General features: G+C 36.5%; 8 protein-coding genes. All 8 read left to right on the top strand.

From position 1 onward, the window contains the following. Positions 1–214: 214 nt before the first annotated feature. A complete protein-coding gene (locus tag JOD96_RS08905; RefSeq protein ID WP_209563932.1) occupies positions 215–1708 on the top strand; it encodes a xylulokinase in 1494 nt (497 codons plus the stop codon). A gap of 2 nt (positions 1709–1710) precedes the next feature. Continuing rightward, on the top strand, positions 1711–3033 hold the full coding sequence (xylA, locus tag JOD96_RS08910) for a xylose isomerase (RefSeq protein ID WP_209563933.1): 1323 nt from the start codon (positions 1711–1713) through the stop codon (positions 3031–3033). Between the two features lie 48 nt (positions 3034–3081). After that, positions 3082–6186: a SusC/RagA family TonB-linked outer membrane protein gene (locus JOD96_RS08915; protein WP_209563934.1), complete on the top strand. Its 3105-nt coding sequence runs from the start codon at positions 3082–3084 to the stop codon at positions 6184–6186. A gap of 12 nt (positions 6187–6198) precedes the next feature. Next, the gene (locus tag JOD96_RS08920) at positions 6199–7800 is read left to right on the top strand and encodes a RagB/SusD family nutrient uptake outer membrane protein (RefSeq protein ID WP_209563935.1); all 1602 of its coding nucleotides are present in this window, start codon (positions 6199–6201) and stop codon (positions 7798–7800) included. 17 nt (positions 7801–7817) lie between these two features. Further along, on the top strand, positions 7818–8675 hold the full coding sequence (locus JOD96_RS08925) for a hypothetical protein (protein WP_209563936.1): 858 nt from the start codon (positions 7818–7820) through the stop codon (positions 8673–8675). Between the two features lie 135 nt (positions 8676–8810). Further along, on the top strand, positions 8811–11297 hold the full coding sequence (gene galB, locus JOD96_RS08930) for a beta-galactosidase GalB (protein ID WP_209563937.1): 2487 nt from the start codon (positions 8811–8813) through the stop codon (positions 11295–11297). Positions 11298–11325: 28 nt separating this feature from the next. Continuing rightward, entirely contained in the window at positions 11326–12903 is a 1578-nt protein-coding gene (locus JOD96_RS08935) for a GH39 family glycosyl hydrolase (RefSeq protein ID WP_209563938.1), read from the top strand. A gap of 97 nt (positions 12904–13000) precedes the next feature. After that, positions 13001–15238, top strand: coding sequence for a glycoside hydrolase family 3 C-terminal domain-containing protein (locus JOD96_RS08940; RefSeq protein WP_209563939.1), 2238 nt, complete (start codon positions 13001–13003; stop codon positions 15236–15238). The last annotated feature ends 30 nt before the right edge of the window (positions 15239–15268 follow it).

A 15268-nucleotide genomic window follows, 5' to 3' on the forward strand; every position in this document is an offset into this window, starting at 1 on the left:
TTTCAACAATTTTTATTTCGATTTAACATTGTTTTTTAAAGTATTAATAAAAATCGGCAAGCATAACTCGTAATAGCAAAAAAATATCCCTAATATTTTGTTAATACAGAAAAAATGTTTTACACTTGTAGTCAAATCTACCATAAGATAAATTCATTTTGACTATAAGATTTGCAAAGCAACAATAATTCTTTTAATTAAATAAAATACCACGATGTTATTTTTAGGAATTGATTTAGGAAGCTCTTCGATAAAACTATCAGTTTTTGATCCTGAAAAAGGTTCAACAACTGGTGCGGTTAGTGTTCCTGATTTTGAAATGCCAATTATTGCCCCAAAATTTGGCTGGGCCGAACAAGATCCGGAATTATGGTGGGAATATGTAAAAGATGGAATCAAACAATTGGGTTCAAAATCAAATATTGATTTAAAAAAGATTGTTGGAATTGGAATTGCTTACCAAATGCACGGTTTGGTTTTGACAGATGAAAATTTAAACCCCGTTCGTTCCTCAATTATTTGGTGTGATAGCCGAGCTGCGATTATCGGAGATGAAATTTATGATAAAATAGGTGCTGAAAATTCTCAGAAACAAATTTTAGGAAGTCCGGGAAATTTTACGGCCTCAAAACTAAAATGGGTAAAAGACAATCAGCCTGAAATTTTCGCGAAAGCAAAATACATGATGCTGCCGGGTGATTTTATAGCTGCTAAACTTTCTAAAATAGCACAAATCAGTACTTCAGGATTATCAGAAGCTGCCTTATGGAATTTTTCAGAAGGAAGACTGGCAACAGAAATCCTTTCTCAAATGGGATTGTCTTCGGATATCGTTCCTGAAATTGTTTCCAACTTTGGAATTCAGGCTACAATTCATTCAGAAATAGCTCAGGAATTAGGTCTAAATCCTGATGTAAAAATAACATACCGAGCAGGAGATCAGCCTAACAATGCCTTGTCATTAAATGTTTTAAAACCGGGCGAAATTGCTACAACCGCCGGAACTTCAGCAGTAGTTTATGCCGTAAGCGATCAGGATGCTTACGACAAACAAAACAGAATCAATACTTTTTTACACGTAAACAATACAGAAACTGAAAAACATAACGGAGTGATGTTATGTATAAACGGTTCCGGAATTTTATACCAATGGTTACGCAAAATCATGTCGGTCGACAGAACTGATTTAATTGCTTACGAAAAACTAAATGCCGAAGCTGCAAAGGTTGAAGCGGGAGGCAACGGACTTCGTTTTTATCCTTTTGGAAATGGTGTTGAACGTATTTTCAATAATAAAAATGCCACTTCGGGAATTCAGAATTTAAATTTCAATATTCATCAGCCTTCACATTTAGTACGCGCGGCCTGCGAAGGAATCGTGTTTGCTATGAACTATGGTTTTGATGTTATGAAATCTGTTGGTGTTTCCGGCACAGTGGTAAGAGCAGGAAATTCAAACTTGTTTTTGAGCCCTGTTTTTAGAGAAATTTTTACCAACACTACGGAGACGACTTTAGAATTATACAACACATCAGGAGCAGAGGGTGCTGCAAGAGGCGCTGCTTATGGTTACGGGTATTACAATTCACTTGATGAAGCTTTCTCAGGATTGCAATGTTTAGAGCGAATTGAACCGAATAAAATCCTTACGAATCAATATCAGGATTTGTATCACGAATGGAAGAATCACATTAAAATAGAACAATAACAATGAGCACAACAAAACAATCTTATTTTAAAAACATAGACACGATTAAATTCGAAGGCAGAGAAAGTGATAACCCATTAGCGTTTAAATGGTATGATGAAAATCGTGTCGTTGCAGGAAAAACACTAAAAGAGCATTTACGATTTTCGATGGCTTACTGGCATACGCTATGCAATACTGGAGGTGACCCTTTTGGAGCTTCTACTGAAACTTTTGCATGGGATAAAAATGAAAATGCCATTTTAAGAGCCAAAGACAAAATGGATGCGGCTTTTGAATTTATGACAAAATTAGGTTTGCCATATTATTGTTTTCATGATGTTGATGTGGTTGACGATGCGCCGACTTTGGCAGAATTTGAAACCCGTATTCAGACCATGGTAGAATACGCAAAACAAAAACAACAGGAATCGGGGATTAAATTATTGTGGGGAACTTCAAACTTATTCAGCAATCCGCGCTATATGAATGGTGCTGCAACTAACCCGAATTTTGATGTTTTGGCTTACGCCGGAGCTCAGGCAAAAATTGCAATTGATGCTACGATTGCACTTGGTGGTGAAAATTATGTTTTCTGGGGAGGACGTGAAGGATATATGAGTTTGTTAAATACAGACATGAAAAGAGAATTAGACCATTTGGGAAGATTCTTGAATACTTGTAAAGATTATGCACGTAAAGAAGGTTTCAAAGGAAACTTCCTGATCGAGCCAAAACCAATGGAACCAACCAAACATCAGTATGATTTTGATGCTGCAACTTCACTAGGTTTTATTAATAAATATGGACTTCAGGATGATTTCAAATTAAATCTTGAAGTAAACCACGCAACGCTTGCCGGACACTCTTTTGAACATGAACTGCAAGTTGCTGTTGATGCCGGAATGCTTGGAAGTATTGATGCCAACCGTGGTGATTATCAAAATGGCTGGGATACCGATCAGTTTCCGATTAATCTTCAGGAAGTTACACAAGCAATGTTAGTGATTTTAGAAGGTGGCGGAATTCAGGGCGGTGGAGTAAATTTTGATGCCAAAGTGAGAAGAAACTCCATAGATCTTGAAGATAAATTTATTGCTCATATCTCAGGAATGGATGTTTTTGCAAGAGGATTAATCTGCGCAGATCACATTTTACAAAATACAGATTACAGAAAATTACGCACACAGCGTTACAGTTCGTTTGACGGCGGAAACGGGGCTAAGTTTGAAAAAGGAGAATTATCTCTGGAAGATTTAAGCAAAATTGCCCGTGCAAACGGAGAACCTCAGCCATTAAGCGGCAAACAAGAATTATTCGAACAGATTATTTCGAATGCGTATTAAATAAATTACAGGTAACTAACTATAAATTTAAACCAATTCTTAATTATTATGAAAAGCAAATATTGTATTAAAACAATGCTTCCGTTTTGTATGGCGCTGCTGCTAAGCGTCTTTACATTGCAATCTGGTTATGCACAGGAACAAGCCAGGTTTGTAAGCGGAAATGTCACATCGGCAGATGATAACATGGGAGTTCCGGGCGCCACAGTCCTGGTACAGGGAACAAAAACAAGTACTGCAACTGACTTTGACGGATTATACAAAATCGAAGCAAAAGCAGGAGATGTATTGATATTCAGTTTTATGGGTTATAAAACTCAAAAAATCACCGTAGGAACGCAAACAAAAATTAATGTAACACTTCAGTCCGAAACTGCAGAACTTAAAGAAATTGTAGTTATTGGTTACGGTACGCAAAAGAAAAAAGTAAATACTGCTGCAACATCATTAGTATCAGGAAAAGATATTCAAAATGTTTCGAGTCTTGATGTTGTAAATGCTTTACAAGGTCAGGCCTCAGGGGTAAATGTTACCTCGACTTCAGGACAGCCCGGAGCAGGAATGGCAGTAAACATTCGTGGAGTTGGTACGGCTGGAAACAGCACACCGCTTTATGTAGTTGATGGTGTAGTTGTCGATAACGGAATTGGTTATCTGGATCCTTCTTCTATAGAAAGAATCGACGTTCTTAAAGATGCTTCTGCAGGATCTATTTATGGTGCAAGAGCAGCAAACGGAGTTATTTTGGTAACAACCAAAAAAGGAAAAGATGGTAAAATGAATGTGTCGTTTAACTCTTATACAGGTTTTCAGCATGTAGCTAAAAAACTTGATTTATTGAACACACAGGAATATACTACAATTATGAACGAAGCTCGTGTAAATTCTGGTTTAACACCTTTATATACACAGGCACAAGTAGCAGCAATGCCAAACCATGACTGGCAGGATGATTTGTTTAAAGAAGGTGCAATAAAACAAAATCACTCACTTACTATTAGTGGAGGAGATAAAAAATCTACAATCGCTACAGGATTATCTTATTACGGACAAGAAGGTATGATTGGAGGCGCAACAAGTCAATCGCAATATGATCGTATTACATTCAATGTAAACTCAACGTCAGAAGTGATTGAAAATCATTTGAAAATTGGAGAGAATTTCTCATTCGCCAACATCAAAAGTTCAGGAGTTGCAGATCAGGGAATTTACAGTAATGCAATCAGAAGCTTCTTAAATGCAGCACCAATTGACGCTACTTATGATGCTGATGGAAATTTTGCACATTCAGTTGTAGCACCAGATGTTAGTAATCCGGTTGGATCATTATACTATAATAATTTTAATGAAACTAAAACAAACCGTTATGTAGGAAACATTTTTGCAGAATTAAAATTCTTAAAAAACTTTACTTACAGAACGAGTTTTGGTGTAGATATGACAGACAGTAACTACCGTTCTTTCAGACCGGTTTATTCTCTTTCAACAACAGACAATAATACTGTTTCAAGTGTGACCCAAAATGCTACTAAATCATTAGGATGGATTTTTGAAAACACAGTACAATACAAAGGAACACTAGCCGGAGTTCATAATTTTGATATATTAGTAGGTACTTCTGCTAAGAAGAATACATCAGATTTTATGGAAGGCATTGGTAAAAACTTAACTTTTGATGATTTTGATCACGCTTATTTAAGCAATGCTACAGATCAAACATCAAATACTGTAAAAGGAAACCGTGCAGATTATGCTATTCAATCTTACTTCGGTCGTTTGTTATATGACTACAATAACAAATATTTATTTACAGCGACAATCAGAAGAGATGGTTCGTCAAACTTTGCACGTTCAAGCAGATATGGAAATTTTCCTTCAGTTTCTGCAGGCTGGAATGTTGATAAAGAAAGTTTCTTTCCGGAAAACAGAGTATTAAACAACCTTAAAATTAGAGCAAGCTGGGGACAAAATGGTAACGACCAAATTCCTGCTTTTTCTTATTTATCTACAATCAGTACATACAATAAAAGCTACCATTTTGGAACAGGAACTTTACAAACAGGTGCGAGCCCGGACCAGCTTTCTAATCCTGATTTAAAATGGGAAACTTCAGAACAAACAGATTTAGGTTTTGATGCGACATTGTTTACTAATTTTACTTTAACGTTTGATTACTACGATAAAAAAACAAAAGACTGGTTAGTGCTGTCTTCTATTCCTGTTTATGCAGGAGCAACAGCTCCTTATATTAACGGAGGTGATATTCAAAATAAAGGTTTTGAACTTTCTCTTGCATACCGTACTAAATTTGGAAAAGATTGGAATTTTTCTGTAAACGGAAACATTTCTCACAATGAAAATAAAGTTCTTAGAGTTGCTAACAGCGAAGGAATTATTCACGGAGAAACAAACTTATTGTTTCAGGGAACAGATGAGATGAACCGTGTTGAGGTTGGACAACCAATAGGTTATTTCTATGGATTAAAAACAGCAGGAATTTTTCAAAATGCTGCAGAAGTTGCTGCAGGTGTGCAGCCAAATGCAATGCCGGGAGATGTTCGTTTTGTTGACTTAAATAATGACGGAAAAATTGACGCCAATGATAAAACTAAAATCGGAAATCCAAATCCTGATTTTACTTACGGTTTGAATTTTGACCTTTCATACAAAGCATTCGACCTTTCTGTTTACACTTACGGAGTAGCTGGAAACCAAAACGTTTTTGGAGTTCATGATCCAACACGTCCTTACACAAATAATACAACACAAGTTTTAAACAGATGGACTACAGAAGGAAGTTCTAACACTGTTCCAAGAGTTACTTATGGAGCTGATACAAACGGGAATTACACTAAATTCTCTGATTTATATGTTCAAAATGCAGACTTCTACAGAATTAAAAGTGCTACAATAGGATGCGATATTACCAAATTAACGAACAAATTGAATTTCTTCAGTAAATTCAGATTGTACGTAGCAGCTAATAACTTATTTACTTTTACGAAATACAAGGGAATGGATCCTGAAATTGGATTTGGAAACAGTAACAGAGATAGCAGCGGTAATTTGACTCAGCCATGGGCCAGAGGAATTGATGTTGGATATTATCCACAGCCAAGAACATACATGATGGGGCTTAATGTTAACTTTTAAATTATGAAAACGATGAAAAAATATATAAAATTATTAGCAGTTTCAAGCTTGTTTATTTTAGGAGCTTGTTCTGATGATTTTCTGGATACTGAATCCTCTACAAACAAGGACGAAAGTAATTTTTACAAAACGCCGGATGATGCTTATGAAGGATTGGTAGCGATTTATGATGTCTTACAGCGCGAAGCTTACGGAGGACCTTTATTAATAAGTGAACAAGCATCTGATAATTGTTTTGGGGGATACGGAACTGCCGATGCACAGTCAGACATTGAATGGGACCGCTTTTTATATGTAACCAATAAAGACATGAATTCTGATGTATGGAAATTTGCATACTTAGGAATTTACAGAGCTAATATTTTACTTCAGAATCTTGACAAAATAAATTGGGGAGCTAATACGGCTTTAAAAACAAGATATGAGGCAGAAGCTCGTTTTTTGAGAGCACACTTCCACTTTATGGCTGCAAAAATGTTTGGAGATATTGTACCGTTAGATCATACAGTAACAACAAGCGAATTTTTATTGCCAAGACAGCCAGCTGAGGTTACTTATGCTTTAATTGCAAACGATTTGAAATTTGCAGCAGATAATTTAGGTCCAGAAAACTACTCACAAACAGGAAACGCAAATTACGGACGTATTACAAAATGGGCTGCAGAAGCTTATTTGGCAAGAACATTTTTGTTTTATACTGATTATTATGAAAAACCTGATTTAGCAGGTGTTGTAAACAAAGCACAGGCTATTACTTACATCAACGATGCAGTATCAAATAGCGGACACGGATTAGTTGCTGATTTTGCTAATCTTTGGTTAGCGGCTTCTTTTGAAAAATTTGCCGGAGAAGATAATACAGAAATGGTTTGGGCTGTTCGTTTTAACGGTTCAGGAAAAGGAGATTGGGGTCTAAATGAAGGTAATCGTTTTCAGGTAAATATTGCACCGCGTGGAGGTAACATCGGACCATACGCTACAGGCTGGGGAGGTGCAACGGTGAATCCTGATTTGTATGACGCCTATAAAGCTGGTGATACACGAAGAGATGCTACAATCATAAGTTATAATACAGAAACTTATAAAGGAAATCCTTTAAATTTTGATCCGCAGGCAAGAGATCAACGTCAATACACAGGATATTCATGGAAAAAATATTGCCCAATTACCAATGAGGCAGGAGTTGCTATTGTTGAAGCAAATGGAGGAAATTTCCAAATCGATAACTATCAGGATTATGCAGTAATTCGTTTTGCAGATGTATTACTTATGGCTGCCGAATTAAATTTAGATACAAATCCTACTTTGGCCTTAGCAGATTTAAACAGAGTTCGCGACAGAGCTTTTAAAGATACGGCACACAGAGTTTTAGCTGGTGATTTTAATAAGAAAATAATCATGGAAGAACGCCGTTTAGAGTTAGCTCTTGAAGGACAGCGTTATTTCGATTTAATCAGACAAGATATGACAACTGCTAAAACTGCAATAGATAAAACCGGAACTACTCAATTTGATGTAACTTTTAGAACCGAAACATTGGGTTGGTTCCCGTTACCGCAATCGCAAATAGTACTTTCAAACGGAACGATTAAACAAAATCCAGGTTGGAACTAACTAAAAAACTAATGATTATGAAACGTATATTATATATATTAATAGCTTCAATAACCGTAGGTTCATCATTATTTTCATGTGAGCCTGTTGAAGATCGCGAAAGTTTAGACGCCATTACATTAACTCCTGAAAACACAAAATTTTCAGTTACTCAAAATCCGGCAAATGATCACGAAGTAATTCTCAAAAATGAAGATCCGAACGTAATTCCGTACTGGAAATATTTTGATAGTAAAGGAAATGAATTAGGACATTCTAACAAAAGCGATGATAAAATAGTATTTCCTTTCGGAGGAACTTATAAGGTTTATTACACTGCCTATACAAGAGGAGGTGCCGTAGATGCATCAGCTCCAGTATCGGTTACCGTTGCAAAAAATGACGAAACCTATTTCAGTGATCCTAAATGGGCAATGCTTACAAATGGAGCCGCTGGTAAAACATGGGTTTTAGATATGGCAAGCCCTATAGGCTGGGGAGGTTTAGACTTTCCTTCTGATAAAGGAGATAACTGGAACTGGTATCCTGATTATGCAAGCAATTCATGGGTTATGCCTAATAAAGATTGGGGAGAAATGCGTTTTGATCTTGCAGGAGGATATAATGTTACAGTAAAACAAACCGCTCAGGCAACAGATGAACAAACGACTAAAGCCGGACTATTTGCATTTGATATGGTAAATAATAAAATGTCGTTTTTAAATGGTGCAGAATTGCTTTATGGAGGTAATTATTATCCGGATGTAAGCAATTGGTCAAGTTTAAAAGTAATCGAACTTACCGCGACTTCATTACGTTTATCAGTATTACGCGATCAAAGTAGAACTGGCGAAGGAAAAGCACAAATTATTTTCCACTACAAACCAAAGCCATAATTATTTAATTCTAAAGTCTCAGTTTTAAAAACATTTAATGTTCTTTAAGACTGAGACTTAAATTATTTTTTTTAGAAATAAAGCAGCCGTTTTTATTTTCTATCTTCAATTTCCCAAAACAAAAAAATAGTACCAATGCACAAAAGAAAGAATTTACGCAGTCCACTTTCCTTAATAACATTAGTAGCAATAATATTTTTTGGCTCCTGCACCAAAAAAGGCGACCCTTTTGTAAACCGAAAAGTTTCTTTTAATGCAAATTGGAGTTTTCACTTAAACGACAGTATTGCAGATAAAGACACAATAGGAACTTCAACAAAATGGAGAACGCTAAATGTACCGCATGATTGGAGCATTGAAGGTGAATTTGATGAAAAAAGCCCTGCCGGATATGGAGGAGGATCACTTAATGGTGGTCTTGGATGGTACAAAAAAACATTTAAAGTAGCTGCTCAAGACAGTACAAAAATTACATCAATAACTTTTGACGGTGTTTACAAAAACAGCGAAGTCTGGATAAACGGACATTATTTAGGAAAACGTCCAAACGGATATATAGGTTTTCAATATGATATGTCACCATATTTGAATTATGGGGATAAAAACAACGAGATAATTGTTAAGGTTGACAATTCAAAACAACCAAATTCACGCTGGTATTCAGGTTCAGGAATTTTTAGAAATGTCTGGATAGAAACCACAGATAAATTGCACATTGAAAATTGGGGAACATATGTTACAACCCCAAAAGTTACAACTGAAAGTGCTTTAGTGAATATTGAAACCCGTATTCAGAACGAGCATTCAGAATCAAAAAAATTAAAATTAGTAACCACTATTTATAAAGAAGATACAAAGGTAACATCTGCCACTCAATATATAACTCTTACTCCAAAAAGCGGTACATTATTAAATGTAAAAGCACAAGTTGAATCACCAGTTTTATGGTCAGTTGAAAAACCTGAATTGTATACAGCAGTTACAGAAATTTCGGTAAATGATAAAATTGTAGATCAATACAAAACCAATTTCGGAATCAGGGATTTTAAGTTTGATTTGAATAAAGGTTTTATTTTGAATGGAAAACAAGTCAAAATAAAAGGAGTTTGTATGCACCACGATTTAGGGCCGTTAGGTTCTGCAATCAACACACGCGCAATCGAACGCCAGTTGGAAATACTGAAAGAAATGGGCGTAAACGGAATCAGAACATCTCATAATCCTCCTGCTCCGGAACTTCTTGACCTTTGTGATAAAATGGGTTTCATTGTCATGGATGAAGCTTTTGACATGTGGAAACAAAACAAAACCAAATACGATTACGCAAACGATTGGGACAAATGGCATAAAAAAGATTTAACAGATCAATTGCGTCGTGACCGTAACCACCCAAGTATTTTTATATGGAGTATCGGAAACGAAATTCCGGAACAATGGAGTGAAACAGGTGTTGAAATCGCAAAAGAATTGGCTGCAATTGTACGCCTGAATGATAAAACGCGACCGCTTACTGCGGGGATGAACCCACCGGTAAACATGAATATTGATGAGGTAACGTTACAATTCGAAAAAAAGAATGTTCAGTTTAATGCCATTGCAAAATCGGGAGTTTTAGATCTTATCGGGTACAATTATGCCCATCAGACTTATGAGCATCATCAAAAAAATTTCCCTGACAAACCATTTATCGCAACAGAAACTACTTCAGGGTTACAAACACGCGGTTATTATGATGCCGTTTCAGATACCATAAAAAAATGGCCGGTAAGATGGGATCTTAAATTTACCGGAGGAAATCCCGGTAATACCGTTTCAGCTTATGATCAGGTGCAGGCGCCGTGGGGCTCTACTCACGAAGCAACCTGGAAAATAATTAAAAAGCATGATTTCCTTTCCGGAATGTACATTTGGACAGGTTTCGATTATATCGGAGAACCAACTCCATACGAATGGCCATCAGTAAGTTCCTATTTCGGAATTGTAGATATAGCCGGTTTCCCGAAAGACGTATATTATATGTACCAAAGTGAGTGGACAGACAAAACCGTACTGCACATTTTTCCGCACTGGAACTGGAAAGCGGGTCAAACCGTAGATGTTTGGGCTTATTATAATAACGCAGATGAAGTTGAACTTTTCCTTAACGGAAAATCAGTTGGAGTTCGCAGTAAAAAAGGAGAAGATTTGCATGTAATGTGGAGAATCCCTTTCAAGCCGGGAACTTTAAAAGCAGTTTCCCGTAAAAATGGAAAAACAGTTTTAGAAACCGAAATCAAAACAGCCGGGAACCCATCACAACTAAAACTGACAGCAGACAGAAGTACCATAAAAGCAGATGAAAATGATTTGTCTTTTGTAACTGTAGATATTTTGGATGAAAAAGGAACTCTGGTACCAAATGCAAATAATGAAATCAGTTTTTCATTAAAAGGAAACGGAAAAATTGTTGGGGTTTCAAGTGGAGATCCTGTTAGTCACGAATCCTTTAAAGGAGCAAAACATACGGCACTTAACGGAAAATGCCTGGTAGTTATTCAGTCTGGCGATAAAAGCGGTAGATTAGAATTAACTGCGAAGGCAAACGGATTAAAACCATCTACAATTATAATTACAACAGAATAAATCTGGTATCAGTAAATGAAGTTTTATTATGAAAATAAATTTAAAACCACTTTTTGTTTTATTAATTCTGGTCAATGGCAATTTGTTTGCGCAAAATGCTATTGATGCCAGGATTATTAAAGTTGATTATAACAAAACTGCCGGGAAACTCAACACAATGTTCAAAGAATGTGTTGGAGCCGGAAGAGCAAATGAAGGCCTGCGGGCCGACTGGCAGCAACAACTGGCAATGACCAAAAAAGAATGTGATTTTAAATACATCAGAATGCACGGTTTATTGTCAGATGACATGGCCGTTTACAGAGAAGACGCAAAAGGCAACCCGGAATATAATTATCAATATATCGATGTTTTGTATGATTTTCTTCTGAGTATCAAAGTAAAACCTTTTGTGGAGTTGGGTTTTATGCCATCGGCAATGGCCAGTGGAAAAGAAACCATTTTTTGGTGGAAAGGTAATGTTACGCCTCCAAAAGATTATAAAAAATGGGAAGATTTAATTAGAAACCTTACGCAGCACTTTACAGAACGTTACGGAGCCGATGAAGTAAAAACCTGGTATTTTGAAGTTTGGAACGAACCAAATTTATCACCTGGCTTCTGGACTGGAACGCAGGCAGAATATTTTAAATTATATGAACATGCAGCGCGTGGTATAAAAAGCGTAAATCCAGCCTATAAAGTAGGAGGCCCCGCAACAGCAGGAGCAGCCTGGGTACCCGAAACAATTGAGTTTTGTGCCAAAAACAAAGTGCCTCTGGATTTTATTTCGACACACACCTATGGAGTAAATCAAGGATATTTAGACGAATTCGGAATTTCCGGAACCGTATTGAGTCCGGATGACAATAGTGTAAGCGGTGATGTTCTTAACTCGCGTAAGCAAATAACCAATTCGGCTATGCCAAATCTTGAACTGCATTATACAGAGTGGAGTTCGTCTTATACACCTGCAGACCCAATTCATGACAGTTACCATTCGGCAGCTTATATATTGCATAAATTAAAACAAAGCGGGAATGCAGCCAACTCAATGTCTTATTGGGTTTTTACGGATATTTTTGAGGAACCGGGACCAAGATTTACACCGTTTCATGGCGGATTTGGTTTATTAAACACGCAGGGAATCAAAAAACCCGCTTATTTCTCTTATTCATTTATGAACAAATTAGGCGATACAGAACTTCAAAACAAAGATACTTCTTCTTGGGCGGCTAAGAATAAAAATGGCGATGTCCAATTATTATTCTGGGACTTTACCAATACGCATCCGGGAGCAAAAGTCTGGAACCAGACCTATTATGTTCAGGATCTTCCATCCAAAGAAAAAGGAAAAGTAAAAATTGAAGTTGACGGATTGCAAAAAGGAAAATATGTTGTAGAAATTTACAAGGTGGGTTATAAAGTAAATGATGCGTATGCAGCTTATCTGGCTTTGAACAAGCCAAGTCAGTTAACAATCCAGCAGGTAAATACAATCAAAACAAAAAATAACGGTGCACCTATTATAACAGAGAAAATCACTGTTGATGCCAAAGGAACTTTTAACAGGGAATTTAAAATCAATGAAAATGATGTTATCCTGGTAAATCTTATCAGACAATAATTTTAAAACATACAGAATAACCATAAACAATTTAATAACCAGAATACAAGATTGCTGTGAGGATAAAAATCTTTAATTCTAAAACTACTATTTATCTATGAAAAACAAAATGATATATCTTTCAGCAGCTATGGCTTTTGTGTTTTTTACTGCATGTAAAAACGACACTCAGAGCACAGTTAATGATTCGGCTCAGACAGAAGAATACCAGGGAAAAGAAATTAGTACCGAACATGATGCAGAAATTGATAAGCTAATTTCTCAAATGACAATTGAGGAAAAAATAGGAATGTTACACGGTAATAGTATGTTTAGCAATGGAGGTGTAAAACGTCTTGGAATTCCGGAACTAAAAATGGCAGACGGACCATTGGGAGTTCGTGAAGAAATTTCGCGTGACAACTGGGCACCTGCAGGGCTAACAAATGATTTTGCTACTTATTATCCGGCCGGAGGCGGTTTGGCCGCAACCTGGAATACCGAAATGGCGCATACTTTTGGAAATAGTTTAGGAGAAGAATTACGCGCAAGAGATAAAGACATGCTGCTTTCGCCAGCCATCAATATGGTAAGAACCCCACTTGGAGGAAGAACTTACGAATACATGTCTGAAGATCCGTTTTTGAACAAGAAAATTGCCGTGCCTTTGATTGTTGGTTTACAGGAAAAAGATGTTATGGCCTGCGTAAAACATTACGCGGCAAATAATCAGGAAACAAATCGTGATTTTGTAGACGTTCAGATAGATGAGCGTGCACTTCGTGAAATTTATTTACCGGCTTTTGAAGCATCAGTAAAAGAAGCAAAATCATATTCGATTATGGGTGCTTACAACAAATTCAGAGGCGAATATTTGTGTGAGAATGATTATATGCTGAATAAAATTCTTCGTGACGAATGGGGATTTAAAGGAATTGTAGTTTCAGATTGGGCTGCGGTTCATTCAACAGGAAAATCTTTAAAAAATGGTTTAGATATTGAAATGGGAACTCCAAAACCGTTCAACGAATTTTTCTTAGCAGATAAATTGATTGCGGCAGTTAAATCTGGTGAAGTTTCAGAAAAAGAAATTGATCTGCATGTAAAACGTATTCTACGTGTTTTATTTCAGGTTAAAGCAATGGGGGGCGGAACACGTGCAAAAGGAAGCATTGCGACAGAAGCACATTATCAGGATGCCTACAAAATTGCGGCTGAATCTGTAGTTTTATTAAAAAATGAAAATAATGCACTTCCGTTAAAACTGGATGGAGTAAAATCTATTGCCGTAATCGGAAACAATGCTACTAAGAAAAATGCATTAGGCGGGTTTGGTGCGGGTGTAAAAACCAAAAGAGAAGTTACACCTCTTGAAGGTTTGAAAAACAGACTTCCATCCTCAATCAAAATTAATTACGCAGAAGGCTATTTGGAACGTTATGAAGAAAAAAACAAAGGAAACTTAGGAAATATTACTTCAACAGGCCCGGTAACTATCGATCAATTAGATCCTGCAAAAGTTCAGGAAGCAGTAGAAGCAGCAAAAAAATCTGATGTAGCCATCATTTTTGCAGGCTCAAACCGCGATTACGAAACAGAAGCTTCAGACCGTAGAGATTTACACTTACCATTTGGTCAGGAAGAATTAATCAAAAAAGTATTAGCCGTTAACCCAAAAACAATTGTGGTTATGATTGCAGGAGCACCTTTTGATGTTAATGAAGTAAGCAAAAAAACGTCAGCTTTAGTATGGAGTTGGTTTAATGGTTCAGAGGGAGGAAATGCTTTGGCAGACGTCTTGTTAGGAAAAGTAAACCCGTCAGGAAAATTACCATGGACAATGCCTAAAAACATTATGGACTCTCCCGCACATGCTACAAACAGTTTCCCAGGTGGAAAAACCGTTAATTATGCAGAAGGAATTTTGATAGGATACCGTTGGTTTGATACTAAAAATATAGCGCCATTATACCCTTTTGGATATGGATTATCCTATACCACTTTTGCATTTGAAAATGCAAAAACCGATAAAACATCATATGCGCAAAGCGACGTTATAGAAGTGTCTGTTGAGGTAAAAAACACAGGAAAAACAGACGGAAAAGAAGTAGTGCAATTGTACACTTCTAAACCAGATTCTAAAATTACGCGCGCGGCACAGGAACTAAAAGGATTCAAAAAAACAGATGTAAAAGCAGGAAACTCAAATACAGTTACAATAAAAGTTCCTGTAAAGGAATTGGCTTACTATGACGTTGCAGCAAAAAAATGGACAGTTGAACCAGGGAAATATACTTTGAAAATTGGAACCTCGTCCAGAGATATCAAAAAAGAAATTCAGATAACAGTTAAATAACCAAACTGTTCTTTTTGATATATCTACAAT

The organism is Flavobacterium sp. 1355 (assembly GCF_017833415.1).
Classification (GTDB): domain Bacteria; phylum Bacteroidota; class Bacteroidia; order Flavobacteriales; family Flavobacteriaceae; genus Flavobacterium.

What these genes read in the sequence shown, in the direction of transcription:
- JOD96_RS08905 (WP_209563932.1), top strand. Translation starts at nt 215, where the DNA reads ATGTTATTTTTAGGAATTGATTTAGGAAGCTCTTCGATAAAACTATCA.
- xylA (WP_209563933.1), top strand. Translation starts at nt 1,711, where the DNA reads ATGAGCACAACAAAACAATCTTATTTTAAAAACATAGACACGATTAAA.
- JOD96_RS08915 (WP_209563934.1), top strand. Translation starts at nt 3,082, where the DNA reads ATGAAAAGCAAATATTGTATTAAAACAATGCTTCCGTTTTGTATGGCG.
- JOD96_RS08920 (WP_209563935.1), top strand. Translation starts at nt 6,199, where the DNA reads ATGAAAAAATATATAAAATTATTAGCAGTTTCAAGCTTGTTTATTTTA.
- JOD96_RS08925 (WP_209563936.1), top strand. Translation starts at nt 7,818, where the DNA reads ATGAAACGTATATTATATATATTAATAGCTTCAATAACCGTAGGTTCA.
- galB (WP_209563937.1), top strand. Translation starts at nt 8,811, where the DNA reads ATGCACAAAAGAAAGAATTTACGCAGTCCACTTTCCTTAATAACATTA.
- JOD96_RS08935 (WP_209563938.1), top strand. Translation starts at nt 11,326, where the DNA reads ATGAAAATAAATTTAAAACCACTTTTTGTTTTATTAATTCTGGTCAAT.
- JOD96_RS08940 (WP_209563939.1), top strand. Translation starts at nt 13,001, where the DNA reads ATGAAAAACAAAATGATATATCTTTCAGCAGCTATGGCTTTTGTGTTT.